The sequence below is a fragment of the Devriesea agamarum genome (genome assembly GCF_900070355.1).
In the GTDB taxonomy this organism is placed as follows: domain Bacteria; phylum Actinomycetota; class Actinomycetes; order Actinomycetales; family Dermabacteraceae; genus Devriesea; species Devriesea agamarum.
Window position 1 is genome coordinate 721,413 of the sequence record NZ_LN849456.1, and the last position, 20,699, is coordinate 742,111.

Annotated in this window: 18 protein-coding genes and 1 pseudogene; 6 read left to right on the plus strand and 13 right to left on the minus strand. The window is 60.0% G+C overall.

Annotation, left to right across the window (positions count from 1 at the left end; genetic code table 11):
• Positions 1-43 precede the first annotated feature (43 nt).
• From cydD to BN1724_RS03200, 3 genes are read left to right on the plus strand one after another with little or no spacing between them, the layout of a single operon-like run.
• Positions 44-1,732 (plus strand): thiol reductant ABC exporter subunit CydD, encoded by a 1,689-nt coding sequence (gene cydD, locus BN1724_RS03190; RefSeq protein WP_058234209.1) that lies wholly within the window; start codon positions 44-46, stop codon positions 1,730-1,732.
• The gene (gene cydC / locus BN1724_RS03195) at positions 1,729-3,639 is read left to right on the plus strand and encodes a thiol reductant ABC exporter subunit CydC (RefSeq protein ID WP_084252709.1); all 1,911 of its coding nucleotides are present in this window, start codon (positions 1,729-1,731) and stop codon (positions 3,637-3,639) included. The genes cydD and cydC overlap by 4 nt, the downstream gene beginning before the upstream one ends.
• The gene (locus tag BN1724_RS03200; protein WP_231928139.1) at positions 3,636-4,877 is read left to right on the plus strand and encodes a sensor histidine kinase; all 1,242 of its coding nucleotides are present in this window, start codon (positions 3,636-3,638) and stop codon (positions 4,875-4,877) included. Before cydC ends, BN1724_RS03200 begins: the two co-directional genes overlap by 4 nt.
• Positions 4,878-5,149: 272 nt before the next feature.
• On the opposite strand, the gene BN1724_RS03205 is transcribed toward BN1724_RS03200, so the two are convergent.
• Positions 5,150-5,779, minus strand: a complete 630-nt coding sequence (locus BN1724_RS03205) for a response regulator transcription factor (protein WP_058234210.1) — start codon at positions 5,777-5,779, stop codon at positions 5,150-5,152.
• Positions 5,780-6,088: 309 nt separating this feature from the next.
• Here BN1724_RS03205 and BN1724_RS03210 point away from each other — a divergent pair, with 309 nt between their 5' ends.
• Positions 6,089-6,535, plus strand: coding sequence for a hypothetical protein (locus BN1724_RS03210; RefSeq protein ID WP_157085730.1), 447 nt, complete (start codon positions 6,089-6,091; stop codon positions 6,533-6,535).
• Between the two features lie 330 nt (positions 6,536-6,865).
• A complete protein-coding gene (locus BN1724_RS03215; RefSeq protein ID WP_058234212.1) occupies positions 6,866-7,396 on the plus strand; it encodes an Imm26 family immunity protein in 531 nt (176 codons plus the stop codon).
• A 119-nt stretch (positions 7,397-7,515) separates the two neighbouring features.
• Here the strand turns inward: BN1724_RS03215 and BN1724_RS03220 are convergent, their stop codons facing one another.
• The 12 genes and pseudogenes from BN1724_RS03220 to thiL all read right to left on the minus strand — a co-directional run bounded on the left by BN1724_RS03220 (position 7,516) and on the right by thiL (position 19,955).
• Positions 7,516-7,896 carry a DUF695 domain-containing protein gene (locus tag BN1724_RS03220; RefSeq protein WP_058234213.1) on the minus strand — a complete coding sequence of 127 codons (381 nt, stop codon included), beginning with the start codon at positions 7,894-7,896 and terminating at the stop codon, positions 7,516-7,518.
• Positions 7,897-7,932: 36 nt separating this feature from the next.
• A complete protein-coding gene (locus BN1724_RS03225) occupies positions 7,933-8,418 on the minus strand; it encodes a hypothetical protein (RefSeq protein ID WP_157085731.1) in 486 nt (161 codons plus the stop codon).
• Positions 8,419-9,396: 978 nt separating this feature from the next.
• Positions 9,397-9,655: pseudogene (locus BN1724_RS03230) on the minus strand (Txe/YoeB family addiction module toxin).
• Positions 9,656-9,895: 240 nt separating this feature from the next.
• Positions 9,896-10,528: an RloB family protein gene (locus BN1724_RS03235; protein ID WP_058234215.1), complete on the minus strand. Its 633-nt coding sequence runs from the start codon at positions 10,526-10,528 to the stop codon at positions 9,896-9,898.
• Positions 10,528-11,874 (minus strand): AAA family ATPase, encoded by a 1,347-nt coding sequence (locus BN1724_RS03240; RefSeq protein WP_058234216.1) that lies wholly within the window; start codon positions 11,872-11,874, stop codon positions 10,528-10,530. Before BN1724_RS03240 ends, BN1724_RS03235 begins: the two co-directional genes overlap by 1 nt.
• Before the next feature lie 904 nt (positions 11,875-12,778).
• Complete coding sequence (gene mutM / locus BN1724_RS03250) at positions 12,779-13,720, minus strand: bifunctional DNA-formamidopyrimidine glycosylase/DNA-(apurinic or apyrimidinic site) lyase (protein WP_058234218.1); 942 nt, start codon at positions 13,718-13,720, stop codon at positions 12,779-12,781.
• 1 nt (position 13,721) lies between these two features.
• On the minus strand, positions 13,722-14,450 hold the full coding sequence (gene rnc, locus BN1724_RS03255; RefSeq protein ID WP_058234219.1) for a ribonuclease III: 729 nt from the start codon (positions 14,448-14,450) through the stop codon (positions 13,722-13,724).
• Complete coding sequence (locus tag BN1724_RS03260; protein ID WP_084252712.1) at positions 14,450-15,148, minus strand: YceD family protein; 699 nt, start codon at positions 15,146-15,148, stop codon at positions 14,450-14,452. Before BN1724_RS03260 ends, rnc begins: the two co-directional genes overlap by 1 nt.
• Positions 15,149-15,258: 110 nt before the next feature.
• A complete protein-coding gene (coaD, locus tag BN1724_RS03265) occupies positions 15,259-15,774 on the minus strand; it encodes a pantetheine-phosphate adenylyltransferase (protein ID WP_058234220.1) in 516 nt (171 codons plus the stop codon).
• A gap of 47 nt (positions 15,775-15,821) precedes the next feature.
• Complete coding sequence (gene rsmD / locus BN1724_RS03270) at positions 15,822-16,400, minus strand: 16S rRNA (guanine(966)-N(2))-methyltransferase RsmD (protein WP_058234221.1); 579 nt, start codon at positions 16,398-16,400, stop codon at positions 15,822-15,824.
• 1 nt (position 16,401) lies between these two features.
• Complete coding sequence (locus BN1724_RS03275; RefSeq protein WP_058234222.1) at positions 16,402-18,618, minus strand: ATP-dependent DNA helicase RecG; 2,217 nt, start codon at positions 18,616-18,618, stop codon at positions 16,402-16,404.
• A gap of 242 nt (positions 18,619-18,860) precedes the next feature.
• Positions 18,861-19,955: a thiamine-phosphate kinase gene (gene thiL / locus BN1724_RS03280; RefSeq protein ID WP_084253088.1), complete on the minus strand. Its 1,095-nt coding sequence runs from the start codon at positions 19,953-19,955 to the stop codon at positions 18,861-18,863.
• Positions 19,956-20,206: 251 nt separating this feature from the next.
• Here thiL and BN1724_RS03285 point away from each other — a divergent pair, with 251 nt between their 5' ends.
• A complete protein-coding gene (locus tag BN1724_RS03285; protein WP_058234223.1) occupies positions 20,207-20,683 on the plus strand; it encodes a DUF3515 family protein in 477 nt (158 codons plus the stop codon).
• Positions 20,684-20,699: the final 16 nt, after the last annotated feature.

The following is a 20,699-nucleotide window of genomic DNA, read 5'->3' on the forward strand; positions in this document are numbered from 1 at the left end:
GCCTCAGCGCCGTCCGCGCCGGCCACCACTGGACCCTCGTCTAGTGCGCCGAGTGCGGGCGGCGCGCCGCTATGTCACCCTCAGTGTGGTCCTTGGACTGGTGCAGGCACTATGCGTTATTGGCATCGCTATTTCCCTGGCTGACCTCGGCGCCCAACTGCTGGTTCATGGCACCTCTCCCATCGCTCGCCCGACAGCCCTGATCGCTCTCGCAGTCAGTCTTTTCGTGCGGATCGCCGCCACATTCATCCAACAGCGTTACGCGCACCGGGCGGCAACCGAAACCATCGCCAATCTTCGTGTCCGCCTGGTGAAAACCGCGGCTGAGCTCGGACCGCGGGTTGGTACCAGCCGCGGGACCGATGTAACCGCGTTGGCGACCAAGGGTTTAGAGAATCTTCGCCCGTATCTGACCGGATACCTTCCCCAGCTGCTGCTAGCCGCCACAGTGACTCCGCTTTGTCTCGTCGTGGTGCTGGTTTTGGATCCCACCAGTTTCGTGCTGGCCATTATCACGCTGCCGCTCATCCCCATTTTCATGATTTTGATTGGGCTGCTGACCGAGGGCCGCAGTGCGCGACTGCTCGCAGACATGCGCACGCTGTGGTCTCAAACCCTCGATCTGGTCGAAGGTTTACCGACCCTGGTGATGCTCGGGCGGCGCCGAGGCCCGGAAAAGACCGTGCGCGATCTGTCGGATCGTCACCGTCTGTCTACCATCGCGACCTTGCGGTATGCGTTCCTATCGGCCATGGTTTTGGAACTGCTCGGCACCCTGTGTGTCGCGTTGATCGCGGTCGGAATCGGGCTTCGCCTAGTAACCGCCGACATGGAGCTCATGCCCGCCTTAGCGGTGCTGGTTCTCGCCCCGGAGATTTATCTTCCGCTGCGGCAAGTCGGCGCCCAGTTCCATGCATCCACTGACGGCTTAGCCGCGCTCGATGCCACCTTCGATGTGCTCGATGCTCCCCGCTCGGAGCCCGGTACTCAGGCTGCGCCGCAGCTTGCGCACACCACATTGCGGTGCGAAGGGCTGGCCGTCACCGCCCGCGACGGGTATGCGCCTGACCACCTCGATGCTGTGATCGCGCCCGGTCAGCTCACAGCCATCGTGGGCCCGAGCGGGGCGGGAAAGAGCACAACCATTGATGCGCTGCTCGGCCTCCTGCGTCCGGACTCAGGGCGCATCGTCTTACAATCCGCCGACGGCGAGCTCAACCTTACCGACGTCGATCTCCCGTCATATTGGAACCAGATCACCTGGGTTCCTCAACGCGCGGTCCTTGACGTGGGTACGGTGCGCGAAGCTGTGCTCGCGGGAACACCACTGGCTGAAAACCTGAGGACAACGAGTAGCGCCGTTGATGTGCAGCCTCAGCTCGATGCAGCGGCACACCGAACCGGACTAGACCAGGTGATTTCCCAGCTTCCTGAGGGGTGGGACACTCCTGTGGGTCGCCTGGGTACCGGACTATCACTCGGGCAACGCCAGCGGGTAGCGCTCACCCGCGCCTTATTTACCCACACTCCCCTGGTGATCTTGGATGAGCCGACGGCGCATCTGGACGCGGGAAGCGAACGAGCAATCCTTGACCTCATTGAGGAACTGCGCCGACATGGCCGCACCGTCATCATCGTCGCTCACCGGGAGACCCTCATCGATATCGCCGATACCGTCGTGCATGTTCACCATCGTTACGTCTCAGACCAGAATGCGCAGGGGCCGGCATGAGGACTGTGACACCGCTGAGCCAGGTCACCCGCATGATGGCGATTCCCCGCAGCCGCCTCATCGCGGCGGTTGTGTCAGCATCGGTGACGCTCGGCGCGGCCTACGCTTTGGCGGCCGTGTCCGCCTGGTTAGTTACGACCGCATGGACTAGGCCCCCGGTGCTCGATCTCACCGTGGCCGTGGTCTCTGTTCGCGCACTCGGCATATCCCGAGGGGTCTTTCGCTATCTCGACCGTCTGCTCACCCACGATGTGGCCCTACGCGGCGTTGTGAATTTACGGACCGGGATCTTCGCCTCCCTGGCCTCACAGGATTCAGCGCGGATTATGAGGTTGCGCCGAGGGGATCTGCTCGCTCGGCTTGGAACCGATGTGGACGAGCTTGGCGATCATGTGATTCGAGGGCTGGTACCGGCAGCAGTCTCGGGCGTGATGGCTGTCGTGGCTGTTGTGGTGATTGCCCCTATTTCTCTGGCCGGGGCCACAATCATGTTGGTGTCGCTCCTGTTTGCCTCGGTGATGGCACCGGCGGCCGCGTATCGTTCATCACGCTTGCTGGAAGCATCCACCGTGCTGGCCCGATCCGAGCTCACAGCGAGAACTCTTGGAGTCCTAGAAGCCGCTCAAACCTTGCGCGTCAGCGGCGGTTTACCGCATGAACTCCAACGCCTTCACGAGGATCAAGCCCGTTTCGACCGTTCCATCGACCGGGCCGCAATCCCTGAAGCTATCGCCGCCTCAGCCGTGCCCGCCGCCACGTTGCTGGCTGTCGCCGGCTCTGTGTTCGCCGCTCCCGCTGTTCTCGCGCAGGGCGCTAGCGCAGGCCAGCTCGGCATGTTGATATTGCTTCCGCTGTCGGCATTTGAAGCCGCGACTGCCCTCCCTCAGGTTGCCCGCCAGATTGCGCGGTCGCGGGCGGCAGCTGCACGTCTGCATGATGTATTGCCGTCCCGGGCCGAGGATACTCAGTCTGCGGGCAGTGCCCTCACGCAACCTGCGGAGGAATCGGGAAAGTTCTTGGGCGACAATGAGTGCAGCGCCAAAGCTAATTCCAGGGCCAGAGGCACAGGCGATTCCAAGGTCACACACGACGGACCTGGGGTTGCATCGCGTGACGAGTACGCGATCCTTGCGCCCGTCCTGAGAGCAACGGACCTGACCATCGGCTGGACCCCAAAGCGTCCGCTTCTACAAGGCATCGACCTCACCATAGGACCCGGCACTCGCACCGCCGTGGTTGGCGCCTCCGGGCTCGGGAAAACCACGTTGCTCACAACGCTCGGCGGACTTCTACCGCCCCTGTCTGGGGATCTGACGATCGCCCAGAGTTCTCACGATGGCTCAGAACCCGTGCGGCTACCGCTTAGGAGCCTTTCCGAAAATACGGCCCGTGCCCTGATCACCGTTCACGCGGAAGACTCCCATGTTTTTGCCACGACGTTGCGGGAGAACGTACGAGTAGCGCGCGGCGACGCCTCCGACGAAGACATTCAGAATGCTCTCGTCGCCTCGGGGCTCGGCCCGTGGGTTCATTCGTTACCGGACGGGCTCTCAACCATGCTGGCATCCGATGGAGTGAGCGTATCGGGCGGTGAACGACGTCGTCTTTTGCTTGCTCGGGCCTTCATACGGCGCAGTCCGATCACGTTACTGGATGAGCCCACCGAACATCTGGACACCGCATCGGGAGATGAACTTCTGCGGCGAATCCTCGCCACCGACAGCGAAGATGCGCTCTTTCCGCCAGACTCAGCTGTGGTTCTGGTCACCCACCGGATGCGGGCTCTTTACTCCTGTCATGACATCATCATCATCGACGAAGGACGCATTGCGGTTCGCGGAGATTTTGACACGGTCAGAACGCATCCCGTGGCTCGCACCCTGCTCAGCGAGGAGAACGATACGTGAGCGCACACCCCGTGCCCGCCGGTGAACCGGATTTAGCCGGCCATGGCGCTAATGGCGGTATTCAGGCCCCTCCCGCGCAAACAGTGGCAGTCCCCTGGTACGACCTCTCTGTTGCGGTTCTCTCTGGGGCACTCACCGGTAGCGATGACGAAGAACTCCTCACCCTGCTCATTAATCGAGCGGCCCAGGAACTGCATGCGCAGGGCGTGCTTCTGGTTCTTCCCGGAGTCAACGACACCTGGACCATCGAATTCGTAGCGGGTGGCCCACCAGGGCTCCTTGGGCTCGCCTACCCTCCCGACAGTGCTGTCGCACTTCGACTGGCAGGAACCGATGCCCCCGCCGTCGCGGAACTCGACGCCGTCGATCTGCTACCGCCTCGACTGTGCGACTCCACGTCTGACCTGTTGTGCGTTCCGTTAGCAGCCCCCGACGGAATCGGGGGTGCCTTCGTGGTGTGGCGCGATGAGAATGGCGATTCCGCATCGCAGAGCGTCCCTGCACCTGCCCCGCACTTTTCATCGGGGGACCGCACTCGGGCTAACGGGTTCGCGGTCATCGCCGCCTTCGCACTCGGGCTTGCCGCCGCCCACGTCGAGCATGAGGTAGATTCCTTAGCTGCTGAACGCCGACGCATCGCGCGTGACCTGCATGACCTGGCTATTCAGGAACTCTTTGCCGTCGGCATGCAGTTAGACCGGATCGCCGCCCGAGCTCAGGCTATGTCCGACGGTGACGATATCGCCACGTCCATCGCCCAATCACTGACCGGGGTCGACCACGCGGTGGCCCAGATCAGAGCCATTGTGCAGTCATTGCGCAGGGATTCACCGTCAGCGACTCTGTCCCAAAGGCTGCGTCATGAGGCCTCATTAGCTGTCACCGGTCTGGGCTTTTCACCAGCGCTGCAGTTAGACGCGGACGCCCTGGATCGGGAAGTCGATGACGACATCGCCGAAGATGTGGTCGCCGTCGTGCGCGAGTGTTTAGCCAATGCCGCCCGGCACGCTGAAGCTAGCGCGGTGGCGGTGACCGTTACTGTTTTTGACGAAGGTGTTGACCGAGTTGTGCGGGTCAATGTTTCAGACAATGGCAAGGGAATCGACCCGAGGGTGACGCGCAGCAGCGGTCTATCCAATATTCGTTCACGGGCACGGCGACACAACGGTTGGGTTGACGTCATCGGTCTAGAACCCGGAACCATGATTTCGTGGCGGGTTACCCTCCCGCCGAAGTAACGCACGGTCGGCGAGGCGGCGCGCAACAGGCGAGATGGTGCGCAGTGAACGGGGTGGCGCGCAGCGGCCGAGGCAGTGCGTAGTGAAAGGGGTGGCGCGCAGCGGGCGAGATGGCGCGTGTTGAACAAGGCGGGCGCGAGTTAACCGGCGTCAGCACAATGAACGGTGCTTAGCCAAAGCCGGCAAGGATTTCACGACGAGCCCTCCCCGTCGTGATACCGGTGACCTCGTATGGATACCGGTGCTGAATACGAAATATACGGGGGTATATATCAGTGCTGCTGCCAACCGGCAGCGTGACGACCAGCGACCCAAGCTGCAATCTGCGTCCGGCGAGTGAGCCCCATCTTGGACAAAATCTGGGTGAGACGATTCTTGACCGTCTTCTCCGCAATCCCCATTGCCGCGGCGATCTCACGGTTAGACCGCCCCTCCCCAATCAGCTCGACGATGCGCACCTCAACGTCGGTGAGGTCGAATGAGGAGAAATCATCTTCCTCCTCAACCACAACCCCTTTCCAATCATCGGTGCCCGCCACCACACTGCGAATCGCAGCCAACATTTCAGTGCTGCGTACCGTCTTGAGCAAGAAGCCTCGCGCCCCGAGTTCCTGGGATGCTTTCACCGCAGCCTGATCATCAAATGACGTGAGAACCAGCATCAGCTGCTCAGGATTGAGTTGACGAGCCTGAGTCATCACATCCACACCAGTGCCATCAGGAAGCTGAAGGTCCACGAGAAGAAGATCCGGCCGCACCGCCGGAAGCCGACGCAACGCCTCCGCCACGGTAGATGCCTCCGCGACCACGCTGAGGTCCTCCGCACTGTCGATCACATCGGCAATACCTCGGCGAACCACCTCATGGTCATCGACGATCATCACTCGTGTCGTGTTGCTCATGCGTCCCCGTCTCCGTTTGTCTGTCGATAACCCTGGCCGTTCGGGACCCTTACGAGTCTTACGACCTCTTTGACACTGCCGGTAATGATATCAGTAACGAGCCGCAAGGCGTGTGACCTGCGGCGGAGTGGGGTTGCGGGGAGTTTTCGGTTCGCTTTCGCGTAGATCTGACTCCTGTCGGTAAGTGCGGTTAATCATCGGCCCTAGCTGAAAATCCGGCGCTGACTATCCGACAAAACGGGTCGCTATCGGGGCTGTCCAGAGGAGCACGTATCGAATCGGCACTCCTCGAAGCTCCCCACTCGAAGCATGCGGGGACCCGTACTAGTGCGCCAGGAGAAACCTACTAAATACGGTGGATTTGGTGGGGCTGCGTTGAGGTTTGGTCTCGGTGGGCAGCTTGCTGGGATGGGGTTGATGTCCTTTGGTGCGGATGCGGTGATCCAAAAAGCCACGACCGGGGAGGTGGATTGGAGCCAGGCTGCTATGTCGGGCGTGATCGGCATGGTCGGTGGTGGCGCGGGGATGCTGGCAGGTAAGGTTGCCGGCAGAGTCCTCACCAACCCAGCGGCGCGAGAAGTAGCCGCGAATGTGGTCGATGGTGCGGTCTCTGGCGGAGCGGACTACATGACCTCCCCAGGACCACACGCACCCAGTGGGTTCATAGGGGTGATGGGGTGGGGGCAGATACCGACGGATTCAAGCTTAAAGGTGTCAGTAAAACTGGCTTATCGGATCAGGGGACGAAGAAGCTAGGTAAACTAAACCCATCCCAGAAAGATCACATATATCCAAAGCGATACAACCTCGATACAACCGGGCGAGTAATACCGCATGTCAGCCAAGAAAAATGAAATGAGGTTTGATCGCCGACAAAGCGAACGCGACCACAAATGCCCTGCGGAAAACTTTCGGCACATCGAATTAAGGTGGGTCCATACAAGCATCAGGATTCACGTTCTCGAAGAAAACTGAATATAGAAGCCGGAAGGGACTACAATAAGTCTCACCCAAATGGCGGGCTTTCTAACCGTCGACATCAGATGAGTCAGCGGCGATATGAAGCCGCAGGAGGAGTGGAGCCGTATGAAGCAGCGCATCCGACGCCGTGATCTGAAGGTGGGGATGATATTTGCCTTACCTGTGGGTGATGGGCATTTTTACACCGGGCAGATCGTAGAGTTTGATCTCTCAAAGCCGTATATAGTGATCTTTCCGGTGGATCTCAGTCAGGATGAACGTGAGGTTTTTCCGGCGTTTAAGCGGACGGATGTCTGCCTCGCAACACAAACAATGGATCTTCTACTGTGCGACGGAACCTGGCCGATCATCGGGTCCGCCCCGGTGGATCCCACAGATCATCTGCCCGTCTATAAGCTTGGGGCAGACTCTATAGGCGAGGGTGTGACGATTGAAGATTATTACCGGAACAAGCAATGCGCTAGTTCGGATGCCGAGGCGGATCAACTAGGCATTAACTTCCGATCAACGCTATCCGTTGCCGGAGTGCAGAACGCAGCCACGGCATTAGCTGGGTTTATCGAAAAAACATGGTATCCCAACTACGACAAACTACTTCCAGAAAACATTGTGCTGGCCCGGGACTTCTTCAAATGATCACAACGATGTCCCAAACTAGCATACTCGCAGCACACCTCCGCCCCTCAATGCTATGCAGGGTTCAATCCAACGAAACCTATTCATTGAAAACTATCGGAACCCACGAAAGCGGGCGACTAGCTGGTAATTTCGCGTAAATGCCGCCAGCCTGAATCTCGGAAAGACTCAACTCCTATCTGACGGGATTTTACCCATTTAAGCACAATATCGGTTGAGTTGGCATTCATGCTATCGGTATACACGTGGAATAGACGCTGTCCACGAATCGTGTGATGCGCGACGAGGACACCCTGAGAACCCAGCGTGTCCACGAGGGTAGATTCAAACCGACGCAAGGAGTCCAGCACGGCTTCATCCGCGGGAAGTCCGTTATCTTGACTCTGATATGGCACGCGGATTCGGTGGTACATATCGAAGGTTGGGCAGTCAATCCACCGTAGCGCTCGACGATAGCGCAGAATCCCTGGATAGCCCTGCTGGTCCTCAAAAGCAGCCATAGACCATTCTTCAAGGTCGCTCTGAGCAGCCAGGGATTAGACAATGCGCACGAGCCCGGCAGCGTCGACATGCCGATCCGGGACCGCATCTAAAACATGGATTTCCCCAAGCCAACGTTCAATGTCATCCTCACCCAGAAGCCATCCCAGAAAGAGACCCGCTACCTGTAGCCGAATCCGTTCAGCAAGGCGGGAGAACATCGGATGGTAGACGCCAATATCGACTCTTAAGTTCTTCTCAGCAACCTCAGGGCGGAACAGCATGTGTTCCATATCAATCTGAGTGCCTTCAACGTTAATTGCCGCGGCGAGGGCGTTCGGGTCGTGCTCTTTGCTGGCACGGTATTCCCATCGGGCATCGGTGGGAGGGGCGGCGCTTAGCCACCGCTGAGCCATCGCGCGCACATCCGGCTCGCCCTCTGCCGAGACGGTAAGACAGTGCTCAGATTGTCTGCCCGGACCAAACTCCCAGGCAAGTCTCGGGTCAATCGCATCGACCCGCTGGGACAACTCCTGGACCATGGGCGTTATCTGGTGCGGGTCGATATGACAGCCTTCAGTTCTCCACCATTCCCAAAAAACAGAAATGGGATTGGCTGGCGCCTGGGATCGGTTCCGGCGAAACATGCTCATAACCCCATAATAAAGGCGTCAACCTCCTCGGCATAGCATTCATTGGCACATAGCATTCCTGGTGAAAGTCTCAGGATTGGAAGCTACGGTCAGGCATTGCTGAGCACGCTGCACCTTCCGATACTTAGATGATCTCAACCGTCAGATTATTGCCCTAGATGTTCATGTGCCGACCAGCAGCTTGACCGCTTACTTCTGAGGATATTCCAGCGTAAATGAGCCCTAGCCATTGAGCTCAACATTGTTTGAAACTAGTCCACCCAAACAGAGCTCCGATACCGCTAGATTGCGCCGTGTGGACGGTATTTCGACTGTCACCTTAAACACTTCGCCTAGCCTTCTCACGCCTTTCCGCTATATATCTCAGCCACGGACCGCCGCTGACGGCAGAGGAGAGTTCTGGCCACACTGAGGGGCAAATGGTTTCCTATGCGCTGGCTCCCGGACAGGTGGGGGATGTGAATGTACCAACCTTCTGCTTTAAGACGCGAAAATCATTGTCGCTTTAATTTAAAACTCAACTCATTGTCTTAGTTTTGATAAATCAAAGGAAAAGAATAGCAAGTCAAATTAACAACCCACCTACCCCGTCGCTAATACCTCGAGCAAAACTGGCTCGAACGGTTCATGAAACCTTCTCGCACGATGGGGGTCGGCAGCGCGGACACGGGTATTCGTCGCGGCTATAAGCGTTCAGGCTCCGAGCAAAGCATCTCGACTTGATACGTTTGCGATGTTCATGAATGATTGATCGAGTCGTCACTCGACTCTCGTGTAGATGATCACTCGACTCGCGCTCCGATCCCAGCAGCGTCTAATGCGTTGAAGGCCAGGATACCGACGTGATCCGCCGGGCGGCGCGGCGCTTCAGTGGTAGTGGTAGCGGGGCCTGCAGGATCACGAAATCATCACCATCGACGAGGTAGACGAGCCCGTGCTCCTCATTGATCCGCCGCGACCACGAGCCCTGGGCCCCGTAGTTCAGCTGCTCGGGCTTGCCGATACCCTCGAACGGTTCTCGCAGGCAGGCGTCGATGAGCAGGTTGATCCGCTCGAGGATCCTCCGGTCGGCCGTCTGCCAGTGCTTGTAGTCCTCCCAAGCGGCCTCGTCCCAGAGCAGCCGCACTCAGACGTCCCGCGGCTGACTGACCGGCTCATCGGAGCAGTCGAACTCGTGCTCGTGGGCCTGGGCCTTCCCGGTGCGGGCGCGGTCGTAGGCGTTGAGTAGCCTACGGCATTCACCGGCGAGCGGAACAGGTAGGCAGTTTTTCTGCCAGGCGGCCTACTCGTCGGCCGGCATGAGCACCGCATTGCCCCTGCGAGATCAGCGCCACCGACACTCATGGCTCTTCAGGCATATGTCAGATCACAGGACGACTTCGGGAGGTTTCTCTTCATGTCGGCTCGCCTTTCCCTCCATGAGTTCCACAAGGATTGGCATTGCAGAGGACGGGTCAGGGCCCTTTCTTCCTGCCTTCAGCTCAGGGTCAATGGCCCGAGCCGTTTTGCACGCTTCATGCACCCGGTGAAACGGGAAGGAATGCGAGAGAATCTTGCCCTCGATGAGCCCTAGTTTGGTGACGAGCTCGTCGAGCTGTGTCGAGGTCAGTGCTGAGCGCTTGTCTTCAACGTGCCACCGCAGCCATGCCTCGAACTTGAGGTTTGAGATCAGTAGCCAGATCCCCTCTCGTTGAGCGAGTTGAATAGCTGCGGGTAAGGTCTGGTGTTCATCGACGTCGACCAAGCACACACAGTCGTCGTACTCTTTGTCATTCTGTGCTGCTTCGTCCCGCTTCTCGACACACCTCTGGACGACTTTCAACGGATCCCTGCCTACGGGGACAGGCTTGACACAAGTCGTCACGCCCTTGCTTCGCAGGTAACGGTTCAAACCCTCGACATATTGGGGTTCAGTGCGGGTTCCTTCCGTGACGACAAGGATGCGCCGCACAGGTTGCCGATGCGGCCTGGTGTTGCGTCGACGCTGTCTGCCCGCCACTATCGCTGCACCTCTCCGGTATCAACGAGCGCAGCGAACAAGCTCGGCGAGAGCCTCGGGGTTCCGCCGTATCGTCCCGCGAGATAGCGCTTTGCAACGTTGGCATCGGGATGCTTGGGGAAGTCGGCCAGGCAGGCCAGCTCGGTCACTCCTTCGTTGGTTTTGTCAGTAAGCCAGATCTGTTCGGGTTCCAGGCGAACGTCGCTCAGTGGTGAGAGGAGATATGGCTCGTGGCTGGTGAAGACGAGCTGCGCGTGGCGCGTGTTGACGAGGGGGTCCGCGAACGCGCCAAGGAGCACCTCTACCAGATGCGGGTGCAGGCTTGCATCGATCTCATCGACCAAAAGCAGCCCACCCTCACGGAGTGCTTCCAGCGCAGGTACTGCAATCGTGAGCCAGGCAATGGTTCCGTCGCTCTCCTCTCCTACTGAGAATGGCGGGCAGTCGTCAGCGGTTCCCTGGTGGGTGAAGAGAAGACGTCGTGCAACCTGTTCGAGTTCATCGGCTTCGAGTTCCTCTTGCTCTTCGTCTCCGTCCTCCTGACTTTCAGTGCTTCCATCCTTATCACCCTCTTCGCTTAAGTCGCGTGCGAAGCGTCGGATTGCCCGGTAGATACGTTCCGGAAAGTTTGTCTCCTCGATATCGACCTTCATGACACCGATATCCGCAACCTGAAGCAATGTTACGAGTCCAGCGAGCGTTATTTCGCGATACGCCAGCGAGTCCGCGAGGCCACTCAGACGAGCCGTCCGATGCGAGTCCTTCGCTAGGACGACATCGAAACTCTCGACCAGGTCACGAGCGAAGGCGTGGATTGGTGAGTCTTTCAGCAGGAGCGCACGGCTGAGAACGAGTTCTCGGGGCGTCACCTCGATCTTGGAGCCAAAGCTCTGATGGAACGTGAGCACGTTCTCGTCGCGATCGCGCATCAACAGAGTGCGCCAACGCGAGCTAGGAACATCACGTAGCCACTCGCGTTTGATTCCATCCCGATCAACCTCGAAGCCGTACAGGTAACGGCGTCCGTCATGGACTAGATCAAGCTCATAGAGGCTCGTTGAAGTCTGAGAGTTCCCGTCAAGCTTGAACGGTGCCCGCCGCATGGACTTCGCCTCCTGCCACACGGTGGCAGATTGCCTGATCGCGGTGAAGGCGTAGAGGAACGCGTCCAGAACAACGGACTTGCCAGTTGCATTGCCTCCGAAGATCCCGGCGAGCGGATAGATCACAGAACTCCAGTCGCCTTCCTTGGGCTGGAGAGTCTTCAGCGCAGGGCGCGTGAGGTCAATCGCGACCTCGTCGCGGATGCTCTTGTGGTTGCGCACGGTGAAGCTCAGAAGGACCATTGGATTACGATAGCAGTTTAAGGACCTCTGCTTCTACGTTTTTCGAGTAAAATAACCTTCCTGGTTTGTCTTATCAACTTCTTGGATGCCAGGCCAGCGCACTCCGGACTGGCCATGCTCGGCAATGCCAGCATCGCCAGCAGCAGAGCGTGACTAGTGCCTGACGAAACTGAACAAGAGTTGAGCCGGCCCGGACTGACTCATTCCGACTTAGCCATCTCACGGCAAATGTAGGCCAGATCAAGCGCCAACCTCAGGTCAGTCATCCGCAGTGCAGCTGTGACCGTCGCACCCGCAACGCGGAACACCCTCGCCACTCGAACCGGAGTCTGGTTCTCAGGCCAGGTCGTTTCCTCCTCGACCACCATCAGCCGCTCATTTACAAGGTGCCACGAAGGTGGCATCAGCCAGATACCCAACCAATCCACCCCATCTGCGAACTCACTCGGAAAGATCGGTCCCGCCCCCTTCGACCCTAAGACGATGAGTGGCTCTCCGACAGGCGCCGCCGCACGAATCAGGTCGCCTGAGTTCACGGCCTGGTGCCACCCGTTAATTACCTCTTCCAATTACCGATCTCATGAGTGCAATTCTCATGCGACTCACATGCATACTCCGGAGTGCCGCAGACTCACTAGGCTCGGGTAATCCATCGAATACCGTCGAACCAGACCAGCACGGAAGCCCAACACCGACGATAAAACGCTTCTGACAGAGACTTCCGCAGTCCCACTCTGTTGTGACACGATGCGATGAAGGTCTTGCCTAATTTCAGCCTCGACAGGCTCTACATCAACGTCAAGTAGTCAGGCACACGATCAAGCCCCTGTCCAAGGGACATTTTCGCGATGGCTATGCACAGGTCCCGCGAACGGAGATTAGCACCACGCAGCAGCCAACCTCTTTACCGCCTCCGCTGGCACCTCGGGCAAAAGTGGCTTGAACGGTTCATGAAACGTTCCCGCACGATCAGCGTCCCGCACCGCGGACACGGGTGTCTGTCGCGGCCATAGGCGTTCAAGCTCTGGGCGAAATAGCCGCGCCTGCCGTATACGTTGACATAGAGCGCATCGAAGCTGGTTCCACCAACGCTCAGGGCCCTCTGCATCACCTCGGCACATCCGCGCACGATGGCATTCGCTGCCCGCTGCGATAGGTGACATCCCGGTGTAAGGGGGTGGACGCGTGCTGTCCACAGAGCTTCGTCGGCGTAGATATTGCCAATCCCGCTGAGGAGATCTTGAGCAAGTAACAGCGATTTGATGGGAGCTTTTCGAGTTCGCCAAGCCCGTGCCGCGCCTTGTACATCTGCGGCGGGGTCCAGCACATCTCGGGCGATGTGGGAAGCGGCCAGCGGGATCCTCGGACCGGCCGCCCCGTCCCCACCGAGAGCCCCGTCGGGAGTGGCGATCAACGGACTAATCCACATCCCGCCGAACATGCGCTGGTCAATCAGGTCCACGCGGTCGCCATCGTGCATAAAGATGCTGAGCCTGCGGTGACGTTCAGGATCCGAAGCCACGCCTTCATGTTCGGGCGCTAGCCTGCCAGCCGTAATCCCAGCCGAATGCCCATGCCCATGCCCATTGCGAACCCGTAGCTGCCCGCTCATTCCAAGATGAACAATCAGTGCTTCATCGCCGTCGAGCTCCCACCACAAGAACTTTCCGCGTCGGGCAATAGCGTCGATCCGTCTCCCCTGTATGCGCGCCGCAAAGTCAGCTGGTCCAGGACCGTGCCGTCGCACAATGCGGGAGTCGACAACCTGAACCTCCTCTATACGCCGCCAGAGAACATACGGCAGGAGGCCACGACGAACAACCTCAACTTCAGGAAGCTCCGGCATCTCAGCTCACCGGGTTAATACCTCGCGCAGAGGACACAGCCCGAACCGCCGCCTCCGCTGCCGCCTGTTCAGCGTCTTTCTTGGACCGGCCTTCACCACTACCCGTGACCCTGCCGACGACCTGAACCTTAGCGACGTATCGTTTAGCGTGTTCCGGTCCGTGTTCGGTGATCTCGTAGCGAGGAACGTCTCCTGTTTCTGCCGCGATTTCTTGCAAGCGGGTTTTGTAGTCGAAGCCAGCATCCAAGGCTGTTTCGTCGGCAAGCAGCGGGGCCAGTAAATCCAGCACAAAGGTCCGAGACACCTCCGCCCCTAGCCCGACATGAACCGCTCCAATCAGCGCTTCCGTGGTGTCGGCAAGAATCGACGCTTTATCGCGTCCGCCGTCAAGAAATTCTCCGCGCCCGAGCCGGATGTACTGCCCAAGTTCGATGGTGCGCGCGATACCCGCGAGTGCGCGCATATTGACGATGGCGGCGCGGCGACGCGCAAGCTGCCCTTCTGGCAGGTCCGGAAACATCTCGTACAGTTTTTCGGCGGCAGCGAGACCGAGCACCGCGTCGCCGAGAAATTCCAGGCGTTCGTTGTGTGGCAATCCGCCGTTTTCAAACGCGTAGCTTCGGTGGGTCAGAGCCAGGTCCAGCAAATCTCGATCCAGCGGAAGTCCGATCCGAGCGAGTAAGCCGTCGGGAGAGGCCGGGCTGGCATCGACATGGCGTCGACGTGCCATCAACGATCCCCTTCCGGCTCAGAAACCGAGGATTGCGGCTGGCTCGGCGAACCGTAGGAGAGCGAACCTTGGGACGCCGACCTGTGAGAATCCGAGCTATCCGACTCAGCTGCATCCCCATCGCCGAGCAGGGCTGACAGCGCCGCCCAACGGGTATCAATCACGTCGTGGTGATGCTTCGGGTCATCGTCAAGACGCACCCCGCACTGCGAGCACAGTCCCAGGCAATCCTGCCTACATAGAGGCCGATACGGCACCGCGAGCGCGAACGCATCCCGCAGCAACGGCATCAGGTGCACCTCATCGTCGATCACCACGCTCAGATCAGCTCCGCCCTCGTCGGCATCATCTGTCCCATGCCCGCTGGCAGACGCCTCCCGCAGCGCAGCCTTCTCTTGCGCTTCGAGCTTTTCGGGGAACATGAACAACTCGTCGAGTCGGACCATGAGGTCATCCTCAACGGGGTCGAGACAGCGCGAGCACTCCCCCGCAATATGTGCGGTGGCGCTACCTGCAACGTAAATACCGTCCACAACGGATTCGAGCGACAGATCGACGTCGACGGGCTCGCCTTCCGGTACCGCCATCACATCACTGCCGAAACCGGCTGGTGCGGGGACCTCAAGGTGTACCCGGCGCTGAGTTCCGGGGCGTCCGATCAGATCGACGACCTCGATATCGAGGGGCGAGGGGGTCACAACAACTCCTGGACTGGATGGGAGCCCGATCCTCCGGGCGGTTTCTAGGATACGTTCCCCGGCTCGCTACACAGGCTGGCTACACCGCGCATACGCGTTGGATTGGCCACTCATGGCTTCGACTGCTGTGCCAAGGCAGCCGTTAATGCCCGGGCAGAGGGGGCGGGAAGCATGTCGGAGACGTCTCCGCCGAGCTGGGCAACCTCGCGTACGAGTGAGGACGACAGGTGCGCGTGCGCGGGATCGGTGAGGAGGAAAACCGTCTCCAATCCGGTGAGCCGACGGTTCATGCGGGCCATTGGTTCCTCGTATGCAAGGTCAATTTGTGAGCGCAGCCCTTTGACCACGGCGACCGCGCCCACCTGTTGGCAAAAATCAACCAGCAGACCGGTGGGCAATATGCGCACGCTAACCTCGCCCATAGTCTGGCCGGGGGTGTGATCGTCGGTCGCGATGGTTTCGCGAATGGCTTCGCACCGCTGTTCGATGCTCAGCAGGGTTCGCTTCGACGGGTTGTGGGAAACCAGCACGATCACGGTGTCGTACATGGCGCGTGCCCGGCGCACGAGATCGAGGTGCCCGAGGGTGAAGGGGTCAAAGGAACCGGGAAAGACGACAGTGCTCACACCGCGAGCCTACCGATATCGACGCCGAGAACCCACCTGTACCGGATTTAACCTTCCACAGAATCCAGCACGCTGGCATAAAAGACGGTGGTTTCCCCGTATGTCCGCGTCATATCCTCGGCGCACCCTTTCGGCCAGGTGATGGGCGGTGTGCGGGAGGACCGTTCGATCACCACGGTTGCTTCATCCGCGAGCAGGCGCTCATCAATGAGGGCTCGGCATAAGTCCTCAACCTCGGCGGTGGGCACATCGTAGGGCGGGTCGATCAGGACCAGATCAAAAGGCCCTGATACTCCCAATGCGCTGAGAGAGGACTTCGCTCGAGCCGTGATGACCTCGGTGCACTCGGTGAGCCCGAGGGTCTGGCAGGTGCGCGCAATATTGCGGGCTGTTGCTTGGTGCGCTTCTACGAAGACTGCCGAGCGTGCTCCTCGCGATAGCGCCTCCAACCCGAGGGCCCCGGTTCCGGCGAAAAGGTCGAGAACCTGTGCCTCGTCAATGACTCCGTACCCGTCGAGACGCGAAAAGATGGCTTCTCGGACACGATCACTGGTGGGTCGGGTGCGGTCTCCTCGGGGAGCGGGAATGGTTCTGCCCCCAAGGTCTCCGGCAATAATGCGAGGCATTTTAGGTCCTCTCGACATGGCCGCCGTCGGCGGCGGTTAACGCGGTCACTGCGTGGTGCAGCGAAGGATAGTTAGCCAAGCTTGGTTCCACGTCCACGATCCGTTCGGCTTCCTGACGGGCGGAAAAGACCAGGTCGGAGTCTTCGAGAACGTCTACTAGACGCAGTGCTGAACGTCCGGATTGAGCTGTTCCTACGAGGTTTCCTTCTCGCCGTTCGGACAGATCGTACCGTGCCAGCGCGAACCCGTCGGTGGTTGCGGCTAGCTGCTGTAAGTGATCAGATGCAGGCGAGCCGTGGGGAGTGTTGGTCACAAAAAATGCGATCCCCGGAGCCTCTCCGCGGCCGACCCGACCCCGCAGTTGATGCAGCTGGGAGACCCCAAAGCGTTCGGCGTCGAGGACGATCATGGTGCTGGCTCGAGGCACATCGACCCCCACTTCCACCACGGTGGTTGCCACGACGAGATCCACACGATGTGCCACGAAATCGTCCATCACCCGCTGTTTATCTGCTGTATCCATGCGGCCATGCAGCGCGGCAAGCCGCCTCGTCTGTAACGCGGGATGGGAGGATAGTAGGCGGTATGTGTCGTTGACCGTGTGTATTCCAGCGCCATCATCGACTCCGTCGGCCTCATCGCGAAGGTTTAGGGTCTCGCTCTCCCCTTCTGCCCTGTCGTCAATGCGCGGGCACACCACAAATACTTGACGTCCGGCGGCAATCTCTTCGTCGGCGCGCTGCCACATCCGATCCATCCAGCGGTGATCTGATTCGTGCACCACGTACGAGGTCACGCCTGACCGTTGCGCGGGGGTTTCGGTCAGGGTGAGCACATCGAGGTCCCCAAACAGGGTCAGCGCAGCTGTTCTCGGAATGGGGGTGGCACTCATGACCAGCACGTGGGGTCTGACACCGTCGTCGCGGGTGAATCGCAGCCGTGAACGCTGGTGGACACCGAAGCGGTGTTGCTCATCGATGACGACTAGGCCCAGTGTCGGTAACTGGACTGTGTCAGATAGCAGGGCATGGGTGCCTACTACGAGGGCGGGCTGGCCTGAGGCTAAGTCGGCGAGCGCTGCCCGCCGAGCCGGTGCACGCGTGGACCCGGTCAGGAGATGAATCCGGGTGGCTTCGGGATCGGCGTGGATGGTTCCCGCTGTGCCGAGATCGCCGAGGAACTGACTGATGGTCCGATAATGCTGTTCAGCGAGCACTTCCGTCGGGGCGAGCAGAGCCGCTTGGGTGCCGGAATCTACCGCTTGCAGCATCGCAAGCAAGGCCAGAATTGTTTTGCCGGATCCCACGTCGCCCTGTAACAAAATATTGGAGGGATGCGGACGCTTCAGCCGGCCAGAGATCTCATCGAGAACTGTGTGCTGGCCCGCTGTCAGGGTGAACGGTAGCCGTTCGCGTACGCGTCGGGTCAGCGGGTCATGCGATGCGAGCGGTGATGCGGGTTGCTGGCCGTCTTCGAGGCGCCGCAGCGCAAAGATGGTCTGCAGAATAAAGGCTTCCTCGAATGCGAGACGCCGACGTCCTAACCTGGCGTCGGCGAGGTCACGAGGCGCATGGACCATGCGCAATGCGTCAGGCAGCTCCAGCAAACCTTGGCGCTTGACGACTTCCGTCGGCACCGGGTCCACGAGACCTCCCGGCGGAAGGGTGCCTACATAGTCCATGAGTCTTTCGTACGCGCGGCGCATCGTGATCTGTTTGATCTCGGCCCGCAAGGGGTACACGGGTTTAGGGGCAAGCACCGTACGCATGAGATCCGGATTGTCGTGGTCGAGAACCTCGTAATCAGGGTGAACGATTTGCAAAGCACCCTGGTGCACGCCGATCGTGCCGCTGACCACCACTCGGCGCCCCGGTGTGAGTCGGCGTTCGTGAAAAGCCAGCAGCCCGGGGTTGTGGACAAAAAATGTGAGGGCAAGTGATCGCGATCCGTCGCTCACTCGAGCATTGAGGAGCGAGCCGCGTCGGCGTGCCATGGCTCGCACCGTGACATCCTCAACGGTGACCAGCACGGTGGCGCTTTCACCGGGTGCGAGCCGGTCGAGCGAGGCAATGTCACCGGGGACCTCATAGCGCCGCGGAAGAATTCGCAGGGCGGAGTCAATGTCGTCTGCTCCCAAGGAACGAATGGCCTTGAGCTGAGCCTGCGTCAGCAGCGCAGAGAGCGAACGACCAGACCCTTGCGTTTGATGCGCCCTCATATGGTCCTCCCCTCGCCAGATACGCTACGGCCCCCTAACCCTATCGGCGTCATCCGACATCCGGTCTGACATACGTGTTCGTTCACGGCATGGCGTTCGTCAGTGCCCTTGCGGCGTGGGGTCTGCTCGCCGCATGGCAAAGGCAGCATCTATGTACCCGTCCCTGCCCCGGTGACCTGAACAATATGGAGGCAAATATGGCGGGATGCAGACACCGACGGTTCTGGTGCTCTGGCAGTAGTTCAGCCGGTCTGATGGAAGTGGTCGAAACCCGCGCCAGCAATGGGTGCTCCGCCGTAGGTCACCCATGGCCCCGAGCGCAATCCCCGGTGAGCATCTGCTGCGATGAGCCGACCGATCACTCGGAAACCTTTCGGAACCCCGTCTTGAGCGAATGAGGCCAGCATTAGGTGTTCTTCGCCCCCGTGGAGAACCCAATCCAATGCCATGGCTCGCGCGCGTTCGGTGAGCGCAGCCGGATCGCAGGTGTCCTTCAGTAAGGCTCGGGCGCAGGGAAGTAACTCGTGGATATCGGCCTTGAGAGCTTCCGGGTCGAGGTCCACTCGCACGTTGCTTGCGCGTGCTATCCGTCCTGTATCGCGCACCAGACCGTCCGAAAGGTCCATCATGGCGTGCACTTTGCCTGTGCGCGCCACCTCATAGCCAAGCCGAAGATCCGGGTCCGGAGCGTGGTGGACCTCGATGAGCGGCTGCGCTATGGCCGGCGGTTTCCCCGACAGGATCGCTGCTAATCCTGCGGCGGATCGGCCTAGGGCTTTGCCACCAATGGCAAGAACGTCACCGGCTTGGGCACCGCTACGGGTAATGGCTGGGTGAGTGAGCGCTCCTGTGGCGGTCACTGTGATGCTGAGGCAGGGGCCAGCACCGAGGTCCCCTCCGACAATCGAGGCACCATCGCGGGCAGCGCGCTGCGATATCCCCTGGGCGAACTGGCTGATCCAGTCGAGGGGAAGGTCCGCAGGGAGCGTCAGGCTGACGACCAATGCCATGGGCTGGGCGCCCATCGCGGCGATATCCGCCATGTTTTGCACCGCTGCTTTGTGCCCAATCGAGTAGGGCGGGGCGCAGTCCCGTAGAAAGTCTTGGCCTTCGGTCATGGTGTCGGTGGTGATGACTAGTCGCGATGACGGTAGGTGCAGGATCGCTGCGTCGTCGCCCGGCCCGATCTCTACGTTTTCGCCTTGGGGCAATAGGGGTCCGATGAGATCCAGGATGTCCTGTTCGCTTACCTTTGCTACGCACAGTTCGGTGCGGGGGCGAGTTATTCCTCGAGCGTTGAGGGGCTCGGAACCGGGGTGCGGACGCGGGTTCGACATGGCGTCAACTTTAGAACCGTTATCCACCCCTCTCGCCTAACAGTCTCCTATATATGTTTTAGAAATAACAGCGTTAATAAGGTGTTACTCATCTAGCGGCTGCGCAATGCGAAGTCCTTTAAGCTCAGCGTGTGACCCCTCGGCAAACCCCGCTTCACAACGCGTCCCCTGCCGCTGCCCTATCCCCCACAGCGACGTCTGCCCAAAACAGAGCAGGGCATGGGATAAAGCCCCGGTGCACACGGCGGGCCATGCGCACAAGCCTGCTCGCACTGGCCGCGCTGCCTGCTCTAGTGCTCACTGCGTGCTCACCGCTGCGAGTACCCCCAGGACCACACCGAACTGACCCCTTATGCGCACGCATCGTGGCCCAAGCACCCCAGCAACTCCTCGGCCAATCGCGACAGGAAACCTCATCGCAGGGCACAGTGGCCTGGGGCAACGGCGAGCGCGCTGTGATTTTGCGCTGCGGAGTGGAACCCCCAGCACCCACCACCGATGCCTGCACCACAATCACGACGGCCTCCGGCATTGGAATCGACTGGATTGTGGCCGAAGGCGGCCGCAACAGCATGACCTTTACGACCTACGGACGCGTGCCCGCCGTCGATGTCAGCGTTCCGCGAGGTGTGGGAGGAGACCAGGCTTCAGCCGCTGTGCTCGACCTCGCCCCTCTCATCGCATCGCTTCCAGTCCGTGCCCACTGTCTTGGACCCGCCGACGGCTAACGATCACCAACGTCCG